The organism is Pedobacter sp. GW822-FHT03F06 (assembly GCF_058801365.1).
Genome location: NZ_JBXANE010000016.1, coordinates 1 through 16,241, shown reverse-complemented (window position 1 = coordinate 16,241; position 16,241 = coordinate 1). Strand labels below are relative to the sequence as shown.

The 16,241-nt window shown below is 38.0% G+C and carries 18 protein-coding genes; 10 read left to right on the top strand and 8 right to left on the bottom strand.

Annotated elements, in window-relative coordinates:
* Positions 1 to 3: 3 nt before the first annotated feature.
* Positions 4 to 669: an orotate phosphoribosyltransferase gene (gene pyrE, locus AC1RJ8_RS22610; protein WP_492955872.1), complete on the bottom strand. Its 666-nt coding sequence runs from the start codon at positions 667 to 669 to the stop codon at positions 4 to 6.
* Positions 670 to 1,029: 360 nt separating this feature from the next.
* On the opposite strand from pyrE, the gene AC1RJ8_RS22605 reads away from it, so the two are divergent.
* The 4 genes from AC1RJ8_RS22605 (at position 1,030) to AC1RJ8_RS22590 (ending at position 3,919) form a co-directional block, all read left to right on the top strand.
* Entirely contained in the window at positions 1,030 to 1,842 is an 813-nt protein-coding gene (locus AC1RJ8_RS22605) for a helix-turn-helix domain-containing protein (RefSeq protein ID WP_492955873.1), read from the top strand.
* An 86-nt stretch (positions 1,843 to 1,928) separates the two neighbouring features.
* Positions 1,929 to 2,699, top strand: a complete 771-nt coding sequence (locus tag AC1RJ8_RS22600) for an isocitrate lyase/PEP mutase family protein (RefSeq protein WP_492955874.1) — start codon at positions 1,929 to 1,931, stop codon at positions 2,697 to 2,699.
* Between the two features lie 18 nt (positions 2,700 to 2,717).
* Positions 2,718 to 3,086 (top strand): YybH family protein, encoded by a 369-nt coding sequence (locus AC1RJ8_RS22595; RefSeq protein WP_492955875.1) that lies wholly within the window; start codon positions 2,718 to 2,720, stop codon positions 3,084 to 3,086.
* Positions 3,087 to 3,439: 353 nt separating this feature from the next.
* A complete protein-coding gene (locus AC1RJ8_RS22590) occupies positions 3,440 to 3,919 on the top strand; it encodes a hypothetical protein (RefSeq protein ID WP_493008063.1) in 480 nt (159 codons plus the stop codon).
* Between the two features lie 20 nt (positions 3,920 to 3,939).
* Here AC1RJ8_RS22590 and AC1RJ8_RS22585 read toward each other — a convergent pair whose 3' ends face one another.
* Complete coding sequence (locus AC1RJ8_RS22585; protein WP_492955877.1) at positions 3,940 to 4,692, bottom strand: DeoR/GlpR family DNA-binding transcription regulator; 753 nt, start codon at positions 4,690 to 4,692, stop codon at positions 3,940 to 3,942.
* A gap of 55 nt (positions 4,693 to 4,747) precedes the next feature.
* Here AC1RJ8_RS22585 and nudK point away from each other — a divergent pair, with 55 nt between their 5' ends.
* Together nudK and AC1RJ8_RS22575 are read left to right on the top strand one after the other, a co-directional pair.
* A complete protein-coding gene (gene nudK / locus AC1RJ8_RS22580; RefSeq protein ID WP_492955878.1) occupies positions 4,748 to 5,326 on the top strand; it encodes a GDP-mannose pyrophosphatase NudK in 579 nt (192 codons plus the stop codon).
* 99 nt (positions 5,327 to 5,425) lie between these two features.
* Positions 5,426 to 6,469, top strand: a complete 1,044-nt coding sequence (locus AC1RJ8_RS22575) for an NAD(P)-dependent alcohol dehydrogenase (protein ID WP_492955879.1) — start codon at positions 5,426 to 5,428, stop codon at positions 6,467 to 6,469.
* 88 nt (positions 6,470 to 6,557) lie between these two features.
* On the opposite strand, the gene AC1RJ8_RS22570 is transcribed toward AC1RJ8_RS22575, so the two are convergent.
* Positions 6,558 to 7,424, bottom strand: coding sequence for a hypothetical protein (locus AC1RJ8_RS22570; protein ID WP_492955880.1), 867 nt, complete (start codon positions 7,422 to 7,424; stop codon positions 6,558 to 6,560).
* Positions 7,425 to 7,864: 440 nt separating this feature from the next.
* Here AC1RJ8_RS22570 and AC1RJ8_RS22565 point away from each other — a divergent pair, with 440 nt between their 5' ends.
* The gene (locus AC1RJ8_RS22565) at positions 7,865 to 8,476 is read left to right on the top strand and encodes an NUDIX hydrolase (protein ID WP_492955881.1); all 612 of its coding nucleotides are present in this window, start codon (positions 7,865 to 7,867) and stop codon (positions 8,474 to 8,476) included.
* A gap of 163 nt (positions 8,477 to 8,639) precedes the next feature.
* On the opposite strand, the gene AC1RJ8_RS22560 is transcribed toward AC1RJ8_RS22565, so the two are convergent.
* From AC1RJ8_RS22560 to AC1RJ8_RS22540, 5 genes are all read right to left on the bottom strand, one after another.
* The gene (locus AC1RJ8_RS22560) at positions 8,640 to 9,245 is read right to left on the bottom strand and encodes a hypothetical protein (RefSeq protein ID WP_492955882.1); all 606 of its coding nucleotides are present in this window, start codon (positions 9,243 to 9,245) and stop codon (positions 8,640 to 8,642) included.
* Positions 9,235 to 9,738, bottom strand: a complete 504-nt coding sequence (locus AC1RJ8_RS22555; RefSeq protein ID WP_492955883.1) for an RNA polymerase sigma factor — start codon at positions 9,736 to 9,738, stop codon at positions 9,235 to 9,237. Before AC1RJ8_RS22555 ends, AC1RJ8_RS22560 begins: the two co-directional genes overlap by 11 nt.
* Before the next feature lie 267 nt (positions 9,739 to 10,005).
* The gene (gene coaD, locus AC1RJ8_RS22550; RefSeq protein WP_029279302.1) at positions 10,006 to 10,467 is read right to left on the bottom strand and encodes a pantetheine-phosphate adenylyltransferase; all 462 of its coding nucleotides are present in this window, start codon (positions 10,465 to 10,467) and stop codon (positions 10,006 to 10,008) included.
* Between the two features lie 367 nt (positions 10,468 to 10,834).
* Positions 10,835 to 11,368, bottom strand: a complete 534-nt coding sequence (gene rsmD / locus AC1RJ8_RS22545) for a 16S rRNA (guanine(966)-N(2))-methyltransferase RsmD (RefSeq protein ID WP_492955884.1) — start codon at positions 11,366 to 11,368, stop codon at positions 10,835 to 10,837.
* Positions 11,359 to 12,165, bottom strand: coding sequence for a DUF3822 family protein (locus AC1RJ8_RS22540; RefSeq protein WP_492955885.1), 807 nt, complete (start codon positions 12,163 to 12,165; stop codon positions 11,359 to 11,361). Before AC1RJ8_RS22540 ends, rsmD begins: the two co-directional genes overlap by 10 nt.
* A 314-nt stretch (positions 12,166 to 12,479) precedes the next feature.
* Between AC1RJ8_RS22540 and AC1RJ8_RS22535 the strand changes: the two genes are divergently transcribed.
* From AC1RJ8_RS22535 to AC1RJ8_RS22525, 3 genes are all read left to right on the top strand, one after another.
* Entirely contained in the window at positions 12,480 to 13,619 is a 1,140-nt protein-coding gene (locus AC1RJ8_RS22535; RefSeq protein ID WP_029279299.1) for a putative sensor domain DACNV-containing protein, read from the top strand.
* Positions 13,620 to 13,866: 247 nt separating this feature from the next.
* The gene (locus tag AC1RJ8_RS22530) at positions 13,867 to 15,300 is read left to right on the top strand and encodes an ATP-dependent DNA helicase (protein WP_492955886.1); all 1,434 of its coding nucleotides are present in this window, start codon (positions 13,867 to 13,869) and stop codon (positions 15,298 to 15,300) included.
* A 79-nt stretch (positions 15,301 to 15,379) separates the two neighbouring features.
* Entirely contained in the window at positions 15,380 to 16,051 is a 672-nt protein-coding gene (locus tag AC1RJ8_RS22525; protein ID WP_492955887.1) for an MCP four helix bundle domain-containing protein, read from the top strand.
* Positions 16,052 to 16,241: the final 190 nt, after the last annotated feature.

Here is a 16,241-nt window from a genome sequence, read left to right as displayed (position 1 = left end):
AACTTAAGACTCCGAACTCAAAACTTGTCCTTGTCCCCATTCTGAAGGGTTTAAACGCCATTTACTTAATAATTCCATATCACTTTTGGCAATAATGCTGTGCTCGGCAGCATAATCGATTAAAGCGCCATAGTTTGATAAGGTTAAGTAACGACATTTTGCAGCAGCGAAATTTTCGTCTGCTTTTTCGAAACCGTAAGTGAAAATTGCGGCTAAGCCGGCTACCGATAAACCTGCAGCTCTTAATGCATCAACAGCTTGTAAACTGCTTTTTCCGGTTGAAATTAAATCTTCGATAACCACCACACGTTGACCTTCTACTACTTCTCCTTCAATTAAACTTCCAGTGCCATGTTCTTTAGCCTTCGCTCTTACGTAGATAAAAGGTAAGCCAAGTTCTTGAGCTACTAAAACACCTTGAGGGATTCCAGCGGTTGCAACACCTGCAATAACATCTACCGAACCAAACTCTTCCTGAATGGCCTGTGCAAGTTTCTGACGGATGTAAGTTCTAACCTGAGGGTGGGAAAGGGTAATTCTGTTGTCGCAATAAATTGGCGATTTCCAGCCAGATGCCCAGGTAAAAGGATTATTTGGCTGTAATTTGATTGCTTTTATCTGTAATAAAAATTCCGCTACCTTTAATTCAATATCACTTTTATTATACATGGCTCAAAATTACAGATTTATTTGTGTTTGTCATAACGTTTATTAAGCCCCACTTGTTTTAGCGAGGAAAGAAAATGTCGGGATTTGAATTTAATCACGACTTCCAAATGATACAAATATCGGAAATTTTGATGGATGGTAAAAGCTATTTCTTGCCACTCCTTGTAAATCAGTGTGATAAAGAATATCAGGGCTTAAAATATCTTTGAGATATGTTGTTGCGGTAAAGGATTGTTTTTAAGCTTCGACACTTTGATTACAGCACTTAATGGTCTCAACAAGGTATAATTTGTTCCGATTTTTACAATCTTGGGGCTTGGAATTGCCCTAATTTTACGATCTTGTAATCAATTGGCATATATGGAATTTAAACAGTTTTTACCTTCAGATCCCTTAAAACCTTATATCAGGCATTATTATATTTTCAAGTCGGATGCCGATTCGACTTTTGAGGATGTAGTATTTCCCAGTGGGGATATGGAGGTAATCTTTAATCTGGGGGATGGCAGTTGGGAATCGCTCGTAAACCATGTTTTTAAGAAAACACCAAAAATTGAACTTTGGGGGCAAATTACAAAACCGCTTGCTATCCGGTCGGTAGGTAAACATTTTATGCTCGGCATCAAATTTTATACACATTCGGCATCATACTTTTTTAATGATCAGATGGGGGTTTTTAACGACTCGATTACCGATCTTCGGGATGTGACCGGAGGAAGTGCAGATGTGCTCCATCAAAAACTGCTGGAAACCGAGGGTGAACAAAAAAGGATCGATCTTTTAGAGGCATTTTTGTTGAAAAGACTGATCAGTCATGAAAAGAAGTCCTTTCATATCAATAAAGTAGCCGATATCTTAAATAGCATCCTAAAAGATGCGTCGGGAAGCAATATTACCTATATCGCATCAAGGCATAATATCACTACACGTTATTTGCAACGGTTATTGCATCAGCATACCGGGCTTTCGCCAAAATCTTACGATAAAATTAACCGTTTTCAGCAGAGTTTAAAGATGATTTCAAAAAACGAGGAGCCATTTACCAATATTGCTTATGCCTGCGGATATTTTGATCAATCACATTTTATAAGAGACTTTAAGTCCTTTACCGGACTTACTCCTTCGAGTTACCTTGATAACCTTACTCCGGTAAACCAGCTGCTTTTTCCATAAATTTTATTTTGTTCGGATTTGTACAATCCGTTGATTTTTAAGGGCTATATCTTTGATGTATAATCAATTAAAACAAGATATAGCTTATGAATTCTTTTGAAACATTTAAACATCTGCACAAAAATACCGCCCCAATTTTAATAGGAAATGTATGGGATGTGAAAAGTGCAGAAATCTTTCAAACCAATGGTTTTAGGGCCATTGGCATTTCCAGTCAGGCCATTTCGAATGCCTTGGGTTACCCAGATGGAGAAAACCTGCCCTTTGAAGATTTGCTCCGTATAACAAAGCGCATTACCAGCGTGGTTGATATTCCACTTACCGTTGATATGGAGGCTGGGTATAGCCGCGACCTACAGGGCATTTTAGAAAATGTAGAAAAACTACACGATTGTGGCGCAGTGGGGATTAATCTCGAAGATACTTTACCGGGCGACAAGAGAAGTTTGGTGCCGGCAGCTTCGTTTGCAGAAACAGTTGCTGCGGTGGCTGAGCACATCAATAAAAAGAAACTGAATATCTTTCTGAATATCAGGACGGATGCTTTTCTCCTGGGATTGCCAAACGCTTTAGCGGAAACTAAAAAACGTATTAAATTTTATCAGGAATCAGGAGCAGATGGGATTTTTGTGCCTTGCATTACCGAAAGTAGTGATATTGCTGCTGTAGTTCAATCTACTTCACTTCCCATCAATATAATGTGCATGCCCGATCTTCCAGGATTTAGCGCGCTGGAATCGCTTGGGGTTAAGCGTATCAGTATGGGTGGATTCTTCTTCAATAAAATATATGATCATGCAGGTCAACTGGCCAGAAAAATATTGGCAGAACAAGAATTCTCCAGCATTTTTTCGTAAACATTAATAAAAATCAATATGAATTTACCAAAAAGGGCAAAAGATGTCCACTCGGCATTAGCTGCCGCATTTAATACTGGCGATGTGGCCACTGTTCTTAGTATGTACGATACCTCGGGTATCATTGTTCCAGAACCCCGCAAACCTGTATCAGGACAGAAACAGTTTGAAGAAGCTGTTAAGTCCATTTTATCTGTTAAGGGCACGATGGAAATTAAAACAGTGTACTGCATGCAAACCGGAAATCTCGCTCTAGGACGATCAGAATGGAATATCTCCGATGGCGAAGAAGTAAAGGTTAGTGCAAAAGGCATCGAGCTAATGAAGCAAAGCAAAGATGGTACATGGAAAATTGTTATCGACCATGCTTTTGGGGCGGAAGTATGACCGAAGATCTGAAAGCCTGAAAATATAACAAGATTCTGGAGATCGTTATTGCGAGAAAGCTTTTTCAGCCGACAACCTGTCCCGACCTTCGGGAAAGCAATCTTAATACACTCGCTGGTAGCGATAGTGGTAAGATTATTCATTTTTGCAGTTGTTTTTAAAGGCATTCATGAGCTCGCTTCGCTCGGTTATCTTCGTTCCCCGCGCTGACGATTTTTGATTTAGGTTTTTTCTAATTTATGGTGTTTCAAATAGACATAAATAGGGCTTAAAACAAGGTAAATTCCGTTCCGATTCATCCTATTTTGCAGCCTTTAGCCAAGTTAATTTTGCTGGTAATAAAGACATATTTTATGAAAATGAACAAAATTTTGCTGGCCATTTTACTCTTGATCATAGTTTGCCAAACTAAAAATATTTTGGAGCCGGAAATAAGGAAAATACTTGCAGATAAACAAAGTTTACCTGAAGTTATAACAACAATTGGCAACACCCTAAGTGTATTAAAAAAAGAAGGAAAATTAAAACTCACGATACATTTTGAAACAGGAAACGATTCTTGCAAAGCTATTTGCCTTAGCTGGAAATTACCTTTAATCCGTATGGATATTGTAACATTGATTGGGCCTAGCCGTCTTAATCAAAATCTTAAAATTATGATTGTTTTAAAATCCGATTATTTCAGTTCGCATGAGCGCCTTACCCTTTTTATCAACGAGAACCATATTAAACGTGAAGATATTTTAGCAATTACACAGGCTCCAAGCTTCTTTACCATCTTTTTTTATGCTGATGATGCGGTTGTAGAAATCACACATGGATTTTTCTCCTAATGATTGAGACCCCTATAATATTAATGCGTTACAGCATATACTGAGATCCCTTTTGACTGGAATGCTGTTATTTCAGGCCCATTATAATCTGTAACCAAAATATTTACCAATGATAAATCATTAAACTTTAGATATGAAGTTTTTCCTATTTTGCTGGCATCGCATAACATGTAAGTACAATCACTTTGCGATGCCATAGCCAAAGTATTCGAAGCTTCGTGCTCACTTCCGGCATATAGTGCCTCGGCAGTAATTCCATCCACACCTAAAAAAGCTTTTGAAGCGCGATATCTGCCTATATGCTCAAGTGACATTGCTCCATGAACTGCCTGCCTGATCGGATCAACTTCACCACCAATCAGGTTAATGGTTACGGCACTATTTTGCAACTCATTAACTACAGGTATGGAATTGGTAATTACTTTTATTTTTTTGTTTCTGATAAATTGGCATAACCTAAAAACTGTACTTCCACAGTCGATGAATATAACATCGCCATCATTAATATCTTCTGCAGCCCTTTTACAGAGCGCATCTTTAGCTTTAAAATTAATTGCTGCCTTATTAATAAATGATACTGGTTTTATTAACTCACTTACTTTCATGGCCCCACCATGTGTACGGTACAGCAGTCCGTTTGTTGCCATATTTGCAAGATCCCTTCTTATGGTAACTTCAGAAACACCTATTTCTGCTGCCAATTGTCTGATCTCTACTTCGCCAAGCTCCTCTAAAAGTTCTAGGATTTTATGTGCTCTTTTTTGAAAAGTCATAAATAATGATTTAATTTGATCAAAAATAATCATAATAAATCAATAACGATCAAATATGAAAAATATTAATATCCTGAACACTCAAATTTTATCCGATAACTGGTACACGCTTAAAAAGGTAAGTTTCGAGATGACGGGAACTAATGGCGCTAAATCTACTTTAGCGCGTGAAGCTTATGATAGGGGGAATGGTGCCACAATCTTATTGTATAATAAGCAATATAAAACAGTTGTGCTTACCCGTCAATTTAGAATTCCGACTTTTATTAATGGAAATGACACGGGTTATCTGATTGAATGCTGTGCCGGATTGTTGGATCAGGATAATGCTGAGGATTGCATCAGGAGGGAAACTGAAGAAGAAACTGGATTTAGGATCGATCAGGTAGAAAAAGTTTTCGAAGCCTATATGTCTCCAGGTTCGGTTACCGAATTATTGTACTTTTTTGTGGCTGCATATTCGAGCGAAATGAAATTGCATTGTGGCGGTGGCCTTAAAGAAGAAAATGAAGATATAGAAGTTTTGGAATTACCATTTGAAAAAGCCCTGGAGATGGTAAAAAGTGGTGAAATAAGAGATGGGAAAACGATTATGCTCCTTCAATACGCCTTACTAAATGGGCTGATGTTGTAACAGCATTGTTTGAATTTTGCAATGATTTATTTGATTTGCGTAATTGTTCTTAACAAAGTGCTGTTTACATTTGTTATGGTAAAATAAATTTGAATTTTTATGATAGCAACAAAAGGATATGCGGCACAAAATGCCGAGACAGATCTTGCACCCTGGAATTTTGAGCGCCGGGAAGTAGGACCTCACGATGTTCAGTTCGAGATACTTTTCTGTGGGGTTTGCCATTCAGATCTGCACCAGATAAAAAATGATTGGTTTCCCGGGATATTCCCGATGGTTCCTGGTCATGAAATTGTGGGCAGGGTAGTAAAGGTTGGAGATCATGTTAAGAAATTTAAGGTAGGTGATCTTGCCGGGACAGGTTGTATGGTAGATTCGTGCCAGGTTTGCGAAAACTGTAAGCAAGATTTAGAACAATATTGCTTAGAAGGAAATACGCAAACGTACAATAGTTTAGAAAGAGATGGTAAAACACCAACTTATGGTGGCTATTCGGATACAATTGTAGTAAGAGAAGAATTTGTACTGCATGTATCGGATAAATTAAATCTTGCCGCAGTAGCACCGCTGTTATGTGCAGGTATTACCACTTATTCTCCATTAAAACACTGGAAAGTAGGGAAAGGTCATAAACTGGCGGTACTTGGTTTAGGTGGTTTAGGCCATATGGCTGTGAAATTTGGTGTAGCCTTTGGTGCCGAAGTAACGGTATTGAGTACCTCACCAAAGAAAGAAGAAGATGCCAAAAAACTTGGTGCCCACCACTTTGTGGTAACTACCGATCCTGAGCAGGTTAAAGCTGCCAGAGGTACATTCGATTTTATTTTAGATACAGTATCTGCTGAGCACGATTTTAACATGTATCTCTCCTTGCTGAGAACAAATGGCATACACATTTGTGTAGGTGTTCCACCTAAACCGGCAGAAATTGCTGCTTTTAGTTTGCTTGGCGGTAGAAAAAGTCTTGCCGGATCGGGTATTGGAGGTATTGCCGAAACTCAGGAAATGTTAGATTTCTGTGCCGAGAACAATATCGTATCAGATATCGAATTGATTGATATCAAAGATATCCACCAGGCTTACGAGCGTATGGAAAAAGGCGATGTACGTTACCGCTTTGTGATTGATATGGCTACGCTGTAGATCTAAATATCAGATAACATTAACAATAAGGGGTTTGGGGCTGAAAAGGTTTCTAAACCCCTATTTGTTTATCAGACAGATCAACTTCCTAGGCCGTATAATTTTGCCTTACAAATTCTGATATGGAGATGTTATGATCAGATTCTACTTTGGAAATCTGTTTTTTATTGTCCAACAGCAGATTTTGGAGCGTACCTAGCGAATCTTTAAGGTAAGAAATGGATAACACCCGCGAAATCCTGCTTCTGATCTTTTCGGCCAGGAACAATTCGGTCAGGATCAGTGTGATTAAAAAGATATAATGCGTAAAGATCAGGTTATTGGTATTCTTGCTTAAGGCAGGCAATCCTAATGAAACCAAGCTCATATCTATTATTAAAGGAATACCGATAATGGCAATAATCGAGATAGCACTCGCTTTTAATGTAATACGTTTTTCTGCTTGTTTTAGCTGTTCATTAAAAGCAGAGAATTTACTGTTTAGCGGTTTATTTCTATTGCTTTGTTGTTGCTCTAGCTTCTGAAGGTCTTTTCCATGCGCTATATCTATTATTCTAACCTGCTCTACGATGGATGATTCGGCATTGTTAAGCTTTTCCTGATCTTCTACGATAGATTCTTGCTCGGCTATAATTTTATCCATTACCATCAAATCGTCGGGGATACCATGACGAAGCTTTTGTTCTGCAGCAATAATACGGTTATCCAATTGTTTAAACTGCCTTTTAAGCTCTGCAATTTCTTTATTGTAATGCTCTTTTTTCGAAGCGTAACTATTTTCTAAACTTTGTAGTTCGGATGCGTGCTCGAAATTGGCCAATAACTGTTCATTGCCGGCAAAACGCTGATAAAGCCCAGTTAATGTGATAAAGAGCGCTCCAGTTGATTTTTCTGGGTTAGAAAGATCGTTTCGGTATGCTTCCAGATCTGTTTCGGATAATGAAGGTATGGGCATGGCAGATTAAAAGGTTAAAATTATAAAAAAATATTATCGTTAAGGGAATTATTCATCATTGTTTTCCAATTGCATGTTCCTGTACAGATTATTAACCATTTTTTTTACATTCTAGTGTATATGACTTTTAGCTATTTAGGCTTATTGTTGAATTAAATATTAATTTTTTTTAACTCTTTAATAAATTATTATATATTTGTAGCAAGCAAGGGGTGAGAGCCTTGCATCAATCTTTGATTGAGAGCGTTAATTTAGATAAGGTTACAACATTAATTGTTGTAACCTTTTTTTATATCCTATAAATAACTCAACAATTTTTCTACTTTTAGAGCATTGCAAAATATATAGGTTTCGCAGAAAGAACTCTTTAAATGTAATCGGGAAAGGAGCGGGTTGCTATAAAAAAGCATCATTCTCTATTTAATGTGTGTTAAAAATATATGCCAAGAAATTATAGAATTTATATCAACGATAACACTTTGTATATCTCAGATTTTTTGCCAGAGCAAAAAGAAAAAATTCAACAACTGGAATTTCAGGATTTTAATCTGCAAACATTCTACAAAAAACTAAAAAATGGTTCTAAAAAGAGCTATATTTTCTTGACAAAAAAACCTCAGGAGACCTTCAAAAAGTTAAAGAAAGATTGTACCATTATTAAAGCCGCCGGTGGTTTGGTAGAGAGTGCAAATGGCAATTTTCTGTTTATTTTTAGAAATAAAAAATGGGATCTGCCCAAAGGAAAGCTGGAGGAAGGTGAAAACATGAAGGAAACCGCTGTTCGTGAGGTAGAAGAAGAGTGCGGAATCAGGGTTTTTAAACGCGAAGAAAAACTTTGTAAAACCTATCACGTTTATCCCATTGGCACAAAAATGGTGATCAAGAAAACCAATTGGTACAAAATGAAGGTTAAAGGCGAGCCAAAATTGGTACCTCAAAAAGAAGAAGGTATTGATGAAGCCGTTTGGTTAGATAAAAACCACATTTCGCCAGTAGTTAAAAATACTTTTCCATCAATTATGGATGTGCTGAGGGCCGGAGGAATACTATAAGTGTTCTATCCAGAGATCGTCCTGCTGAACTTGTTTCAGCATCTTTATCTTGTGGTGTCAGATATTTCTATCTGACACATCTAAATTTATCTAAAAATTAAGGAATTGGTGCTTTAACAGTCAGATGGTAACATCTGACTGCACAGATATCTGACCGCACAGATTATTCATAATCCAACTCATCAACTACTTTTTTTACTTGTTTTAAATACTTGCCATAATAATACCATGCCCATAACTCGGTAATTACGCCTATAATCAGAATGGTAATAAAACAGTTTAATAAGATGTATACCGATGAAAGCTTAGCTAAAATTTTATTGAAAATGGAAGCCTTTTCTATAAACAAATATATTGCAATGAACGCGACGCCGATAAAGGCAACAATATAGGTGAGAGCTTTATAAAGTTCGATATTCAGCTTCATTTCGTAGAAAAACCAAAGGATGTTTTTGCGCGTATCCAAACTCATATCGTAAGAGTTTTTATAGAACAGATAAAACTTAAAAAAATAATAAGCGGTAAATCCGCAGGTGATGGCATAAAACATTAAAAACACCTGATTCATTACCGATGAAAACCCAAAAAAGTAAGGCGTAAAGGCCATGAGTATCAAAAAGAAGATCTGATAAAAAAACTCGTGTTTCATTTTTCCCCTTATTTTATCTATTGGGGTATGTGCCTGTTTTATTTTAAGCATATCTGTAGAAATGTTGTTTCCTTCAGGATTCTCAGCATTCCATTCATTTTTTATATCGTCAAAATTCATAACCGTTTTTCTTTATGATGGATTGTAATTTTTCTTTAGTTCTGTTGAGTTTAACCCGTGCATTTACCTCGCTAATACCCAGGTTTTCGGCAATTTCGCGATGCGATTGGTTTTCGAGAAAGAGAAATATCAATGCTTTTTCTATCACATTCAGTTCTTGCACGGCAGTGTACAGATAGGCCAGCTTCTCTTCTTTTCCTTCGCTTTCGTTTACATCTATTACATCAATATTTTCATCCAATGGTGTTTTATCTACTTTTCTATTGTCCTTCTTAAAGTAAATTAAAGCTGTATTTAAACATACACGGTACATCCAGGTGGTAAATTTGGACTTGCCTCTAAAGGTAGGGTAGGCTTTCCATAGCTGTAATACGATTTCCTGAAACAGATCGCGCTGTTCTTCTGCACCGTTCATATACATTTTAGAAATCTTATGTATAATGGCTTTGTGCTGATTGATCAGGGTGAGGAATATGTTTTCTGTTTCTTTCATTTAATATTATAACCAATTGGTAACAGATTTTTTAAAACGTTACATTTTAAATTTAAATAATATTAAACTACTGTAAAGGAGGATGAACAAGGATAGACTAAAAGTCTTCGACTCTGCTCAGACTGGCATTTTTTTTAATTGGCTGAAGTTTATGATGGCGATCGTGTTGTCAGATATCGCTATCTGACACAAATAAATTAAATGCAAATTAGAAACATAAATGCATCTATCTGTCAGGTGGCAACACCTGACAGCACATTATTAAAACTATAAAAAACTAAGTGCTTCTTTAGGTACAAATGGACTCACATCGCCATGGTTTCTTAAAATATCGCGAACAATGGTAGAGCTAATGGCCGAATATTCTGGTTTGCTTAACAGTAAAATGGTTTCTACTTCGGGCATCATGGTCTGGTTAATCTGCGCAATGGCTCTTTCATACTCAAAATCAGCAGCTGAACGGATACCGCGCACCATATATGTGGCATCTATTTTTCTGCAGAAATCTACAGTTAAGCCTTCATAGGTTTGGATTTCTATATTCTGATAGCCTTTAAAAACAGTCTGTAAAATCTGAAGACGCTGCTCTGCACTTAAGAAATTCTGTTTAGAACTGTTTAGTCCGATACCCACTACAATTTTATCGAAAAGCGGAGTAGCACGTTGTAAAATGTTTACGTGCGCAATAGTGATCGGGTCAAATGAGCCTGGAAATAGTGCTATCTTCATGATTCAAATATAGATTTTTATAGCGAAAGGACGAAGTTGGATTCATCTCAAATTCAGCATGACGATTCAGGGGCTTCGGTATTTTTTGCCACGGAAACACAGATTGCACGGAATAGTCTTTGGTTAGGATTTGCTACCATTAAGAAATTTAGAACATTAAGGTGATCTATGGCACTATACTGGAGCAGACCGTTCATTTTAAGCCTGATTGCAATGGAAAGCCCGGAACCCGATCCTTTATCGGGTGAGGACTTGCAATGAAAAGCAGGACTGAAGGCTGCCACAACACGCTGTGTGCTCAATTCTAAAAATAAATTAACTATGCGCCATTAACCAATGAACTAATGACCAATGAACAATTGAACTACTATAACTCAAAAAAGCTGAAAGACGAATTGCCGTATTTTCTGGTTTCGGTGTAGCCGGGCTGGCTGTTCAGTTTCATGTTACTTTGGTGTTCTACAATTAACAGACCGTCAGGTTTAAGCAATTGTTGTTCCTTTACCATCACCGGGATCTGTGGAATGTTAGGCATATTGTAAGGCGGATCGGCAAAGATCAGGTCGTAAACGCCAGTCATTTGTTTTAATAATTTGAATACATCGCCTTTACGCACATCAACTTGATCAAACTGGTGTTGTTTTGCGGTGTTTTTAACCCAATTTACGCAGCCGTAATCCATATCAACGGCTAAAATACTTTCTGCACCGCGTGAGGCAAACTCAAAAGTTAAATTTCCGGTACCACAGAATAAATCCAAAACAGAACAGGTTTCGAAATCATATTTGTTGTTGAGGATATTAAAAAGTGCTTCTTTGGCCATATCCGTAGTTGGGCGTACCGGTAAATTTGCAGGGGGCTGCAAACGGATACCCTTTAATTTGCCACCAATTATTCGCATAAATCTAAAGCAAGGAGACCGCTGAAATAGTGCTTAGGCATATCGGCCAATAATTCGCTACTTTGTTTTCCAGCAGGAAAGAAGAAATAAAGTTGGTTAAAGTATTTTAATAAGCAATTATAATGCTCGTCATCTTCGTTTATAATACCTTGTAAATAAACAGGGATGGCATCAGTTAAGCCCAGCTGTTCGATCATCAGCAACAGGAAATAATTAAATTCCTCAGCGTTTTCTGATTGATAATGGTTTTGAAAAACTACCTTTTTATCTTTTATGTAGAGTACATTAAAAGAGACTGCCGTAAAATCGATTAATAAAGATTCGTTTGCCAAATGATTAAATAAAACCATTAATGGTTCAGACTGGGGAAATAAATCTGTTTTCTCGGGTAGATTTGCTTTTAAATCCTCATCTAAACAAAAAACAGTATTAAAACCTAGCTTATCGTTGTGTTTGGTGTAAACTTTGGCATCAGAACCTAAATACTTAGCATAAACAGCCAGGTTTTCACCATCAAACCATTCATCAGGGATAAAAATAAAATTTGAGGTATGAATTGCGGCTTTTACCGTTGCATAGTTTAATGATAGGTAACTATCGGTTTCAAAGGCAGATTTCAGTTCTTTTTGTACATCGTCACAACCTTGTTTATCAAAAATGATATTAATCTCTTCTGTATCCTTACCTACCACAGCATAAGAAAAGCTGTCATTCGTTATTTTTAACAATAAATGGCAGTTTGCAGATGCATCAGCTTTAAAATTCGGGTCGACTAATAAGAGACTATTGTTACTCATTGAAACAAAAATAGACTTTTTTAAGGATTAACAGTAAGATGAGCTTAATTTTTTGGGTGCTTTGTTTTTTTGCCACGGAAACGCGGCGTTCACGGAAACCTGAGTGAATTGATATTCGACCAAAATATGAAGTTAACTCTGGGTTCTTTGCGCTTTTGTGCTTAATCTTATCTCTGCGTGCTTTGCGGTTAAAAGAACATCAAAAATAGCTGTGTTTATCTTTGAAGATCTGTGGTAAAAATGTCTGTGTTTTTTTACCAAAATCAAACCTTTCGGGTATTCAAAAATCGAAATATTCGGCTTAAATTCGGAACATGAGTTACAAGCCTACCTACAAAGCGGCAAACACGATTGCAGCAACTATTGAGCAACATTTTGTTAAACTGCATAAAAATGCAATTGCACAGGGTGAGATAGATTTGGCTACTCAACCGGATCGAAAAATAATTGAAGCGATAATTGATGTTGCTTTTTGGAGCAGCTTGCGTAAGGAAGAAGGGCATTCGCCACGGATTTCGATTGCTTTTTTACCGCCAGAACAAACATCGAAACCATTGCGTTTTGCGAAAAAACTTGCGTTAAATGCCAATACCTTGACCAAAATTGCGCCTGGGATTGAACGTTCAGGGATTCACTTAGGCGTTTGGGAAGAGGATGGCGAACTCTATATATGGGGTACAACCCTTAACATTCCGAACTTTTGTTTTGTTGTTGATGTTTCTGAGCCTGGATTAATCGTAATTAAACACCGAAGGATTTATGGCATCGGTAAGTTTACCAATGTTGCCGTACTTAAAGGAGAGCAGATCCGTATTGTTGATGATACCAGTTGTGCAAATAAAGATTGTCCGCCTATTTTGCAGGCCTTATTAGATCTTACTGTTTTAGCCAGCTGGAACGACCCCATTAATATCCTGATCCAGTTTTCTGTTTCTATGCGTGCCCATGGCCGTGGCGGAGCCTTATTGATTGTACCTAAAGGCGATACGAAATGGGAAGAATCTATTATCCACCCGATACAGTATTTGGTAGAACCCCCATTCTGTGGATTATCCAATCTGGCGAAACAAAGCGGTAATCAGAGCGAAATTTTCTCTCAGGGGGCTGTGCGCCGCGAAGTTGAGCATTTAGCCGGTTTAACAGCTGTTGACGGTGCAACGATCATTAATGAAGAATTTGACCTAATTGCGTTTGGTGCAAAAATCGGCCGTGCTAAAGGCAAACCAACCGTAGAACAGATTGCATTTTCGGAGCCCATTGTAGGTGGCGAAGATAAAATCCTTTATCCCGGACAGCTCGGAGGGACCAGGCACTTCTCTGTGGCCCAGTTTGTTAACGATCAGCCGCAGTCTATTGGTTTGGTCGCCTCTCAGGATGGTCATTTTACCATTTTTAGTTATAGTAAAAAACAAAATATGGTAATGGCACATCGCATCGAAACCTTACTTTTGTAATTGGCAGCGCAGAGAGCATAAACCTTTGTATTGGTTTGAAAAGGTACTGTAATGCCAGTCGGTTGCTACAGTCCGTCTTTCCGCTAAATTCCCGATCAAAACCTTTGCAAAAAACAAGCAGGCGATTAGATCGGGAGATATCGCTTCAATACGGTTTGGTTAACTTGGGCCGATGCTAAAAACCCAGGTTTTATTCATGCGCCCTGAAAACAGTTAACCGATTAACCATTTAAACAATTAACCATTAATGATCCCGGATAAAAGCCAGCTTATCGCTTCAGCATACGAACATACACCTACCAAGGAGCAATTGCTTTTTTGCGAGCGGATGTCGGTATTTTTGCAACAGGATGACGAGTACCGCTGTTTTGTGCTTAAGGGTTATGCTGGTACGGGTAAAACCACCTCTGTTGCGGCCTTGGTGAAGGTTTTGAAACAATTTAACCTGCGTAGTGAACTGCTGGCGCCAACGGGAAGAGCAGCAAAGGTGATGAGCCAGTATTCATACCGAAAAGCTTTAACCATACATAAACGGATTTACCGCAAACGCTCAGCAGCATCGCCAGAAATGCAGTTTCAATTGGCACCTAACCTCTCGGAAAATACGTTGTTTATTATCGATGAGGCCTCGATGATTGCCGATGAATTTAACGAAACAGGCTCTTCGATATTGAGAGACCTGCTGGAGTTTGTATACAATACCAAGAACTGCTTTTTGCTTTTTGTGGGCGATACGGCGCAGCTGCCCCCTGTGGGGAGTTTAGATAGTCCGGCATTGAACGAACAGTACCTCAAAGATAAATTTGCCTTAACCGTGTCATCTGTCGAGTTAAAGGAAGTGGTTAGGCAAGGAAAAAAATCGGGTATTTTGGCCAATGCTACGATGTTGAGAAATCAGATTGCTAAAAATCCTGAAAATCCGATGCCTAAATTCCTGACTAAAAGTTATACCGATATCTATAATATGCCTGGTGCGCGTTTGGTTGAAGGGCTGGAATATGCTTACCGCAAATTTGGCATGGAAAATACCCTGGTGGTTTGCCGTTCCAATAAATCGGCCAATGTATATAACCAGCAGATCAGGGCAAGATTGCTTTACCGCGAAGAAGAATTAACAGGAGGCGATCAGATTATGGTGGTGCGGAACAATTATTTCTGGCTGCCTGAGAACGAGGATACTGCTTTTATTGCCAATGGCGATATGGCAAAGGTTATCCGCGTGAGGGGTGAAGAAGAACGTTATGGATTCCGTTTTGCCGATGCCACTTTAGAATTTATGGATTTCCCCGCTGCAGGACAGATTAGCTGCAAAGTAATGTTGGATACCCTCAATTTAGAAAGTGCTAATCTGCCTTATGAACAGAATAAAAAGCTTTTTGACGGGCTTAATGAAGATTATGAACATATTGCCAATAAACGACAACGGATGTTGGCCATTAAGGCTGATCCTTTTTATAATGCCCTGCAAATTAAGTTTGCTTATGCGGTAACCTGTCATAAAGCACAGGGTGGACAGTGGGATGCTGTTTTTGCTGATCAGGGTTACCTGACTGAAGAAATGATCGATCTCGATTTTCTCCGCTGGTTATATACTGCGGTAACGCGAGCAAAAAAAGAGTTATATTTAGTCAATTTTGCGCCTCAGCTTTTCGCGAAGACCGCGCAGGAGGATTACTTTTAGAACGTGATTACACAGATTTAAGGATTGCACAGATTGATTTTCTTTGTACCCTTGTGGTGAACATACTAACCAATTATATATGAAATTTGCCTTTAGTCTTAAAAACAAGCTGAAAATTGCTTTTTTGCTGTTCTGCATCATGTGCTGCACCTTGTTGATCCGCTTTTTGGAAGATAAAAGTGTAGAGAAGATTAACGAATCTTTTATTTCAATGTATAATGATAGACTTGTTCCGGCGACAGATTTATACTTTATTGCTGAAAACCTGTATTATAAAAATCAAATCCTTCAGGAAACATTGTTAGGTAATGGTGCTGTTCATCCCTCAACTGGTATGGTGAAAATGAATAAACACAACCGTAAAATAGATTCGGTCATTAATAAATATGAACTTACTTTATTGGTAGAACAGGAGAAAAATTTTTTAAACGACCTTAAAAAAGCATTAACTGTTCAACAGGGATTGGAGGCGAAAATAATAAACATAGCGGGTGCTGAAGGAAGGATAATTTATGAGTCGATGGGGAAAAATGCCGTTGATGAAACACTGGCTAAACTTTCGGCCTTGATTAAAATACAATCTAAAGTTGGGAACGAGCTGATTAAAGGTTCAAAGATCTTTGTTTCGGGAACAAAGGTATATTCTACCTTGCAGGTTATTTTGGCTATTGTAATCGGAATTATGATCGTGGCCATTGTTTCGGCCTCGAATGCAGTTAAGGTGCAGAGTGAAAAGTTTAATCTGAATTAGGTTTTAACCTCTCGTATTAGGATTGACCACGAAGACACAAAGAAAAATTTCGTTATCTCGATCGTAGCGGGGATCCTTCAACTACGCTATCAATGCATACTCTAATAAAAAGCGTCGTCATCTCCTTTGGTTTATCAAACTGATTTTTCTTCTTTCAAATAGTATTACAAGAAGAAAGCTTGGTAAGCGT

Bases quoted from the DNA above. Each gene is read 5' to 3' on its own strand.
- coaD (WP_029279302.1), bottom strand. From the start codon at position 10,467: ATGAAGATAGCACTATTTCCAGGCTCATTTGACCCGATCACTATTGCG.
- AC1RJ8_RS22600 (WP_492955874.1), top strand. From the start codon at position 1,929: ATGAATTCTTTTGAAACATTTAAACATCTGCACAAAAATACCGCCCCA.
- AC1RJ8_RS22565 (WP_492955881.1), top strand. From the start codon at position 7,865: ATGCCAAGAAATTATAGAATTTATATCAACGATAACACTTTGTATATC.
- AC1RJ8_RS22535 (WP_029279299.1), top strand. From the start codon at position 12,480: ATGAGTTACAAGCCTACCTACAAAGCGGCAAACACGATTGCAGCAACT.
- AC1RJ8_RS22585 (WP_492955877.1), bottom strand. From the start codon at position 4,692: ATGACTTTTCAAAAAAGAGCACATAAAATCCTAGAACTTTTAGAGGAG.
- AC1RJ8_RS22560 (WP_492955882.1), bottom strand. From the start codon at position 9,245: ATGAATTTTGACGATATAAAAAATGAATGGAATGCTGAGAATCCTGAA.
- AC1RJ8_RS22525 (WP_492955887.1), top strand. From the start codon at position 15,380: ATGAAATTTGCCTTTAGTCTTAAAAACAAGCTGAAAATTGCTTTTTTG.
- AC1RJ8_RS22605 (WP_492955873.1), top strand. From the start codon at position 1,030: ATGGAATTTAAACAGTTTTTACCTTCAGATCCCTTAAAACCTTATATC.
- nudK (WP_492955878.1), top strand. From the start codon at position 4,748: ATGAAAAATATTAATATCCTGAACACTCAAATTTTATCCGATAACTGG.
- AC1RJ8_RS22590 (WP_493008063.1), top strand. From the start codon at position 3,440: ATGAAAATGAACAAAATTTTGCTGGCCATTTTACTCTTGATCATAGTT.
- AC1RJ8_RS22540 (WP_492955885.1), bottom strand. From the start codon at position 12,165: ATGAGTAACAATAGTCTCTTATTAGTCGACCCGAATTTTAAAGCTGAT.
- pyrE (WP_492955872.1), bottom strand. From the start codon at position 669: ATGTATAATAAAAGTGATATTGAATTAAAGGTAGCGGAATTTTTATTA.
- AC1RJ8_RS22530 (WP_492955886.1), top strand. From the start codon at position 13,867: ATGATCCCGGATAAAAGCCAGCTTATCGCTTCAGCATACGAACATACA.
- rsmD (WP_492955884.1), bottom strand. From the start codon at position 11,368: ATGCGAATAATTGGTGGCAAATTAAAGGGTATCCGTTTGCAGCCCCCT.
- AC1RJ8_RS22570 (WP_492955880.1), bottom strand. From the start codon at position 7,424: ATGCCCATACCTTCATTATCCGAAACAGATCTGGAAGCATACCGAAAC.
- AC1RJ8_RS22595 (WP_492955875.1), top strand. From the start codon at position 2,718: ATGAATTTACCAAAAAGGGCAAAAGATGTCCACTCGGCATTAGCTGCC.
- AC1RJ8_RS22575 (WP_492955879.1), top strand. From the start codon at position 5,426: ATGATAGCAACAAAAGGATATGCGGCACAAAATGCCGAGACAGATCTT.
- AC1RJ8_RS22555 (WP_492955883.1), bottom strand. From the start codon at position 9,738: ATGAAAGAAACAGAAAACATATTCCTCACCCTGATCAATCAGCACAAA.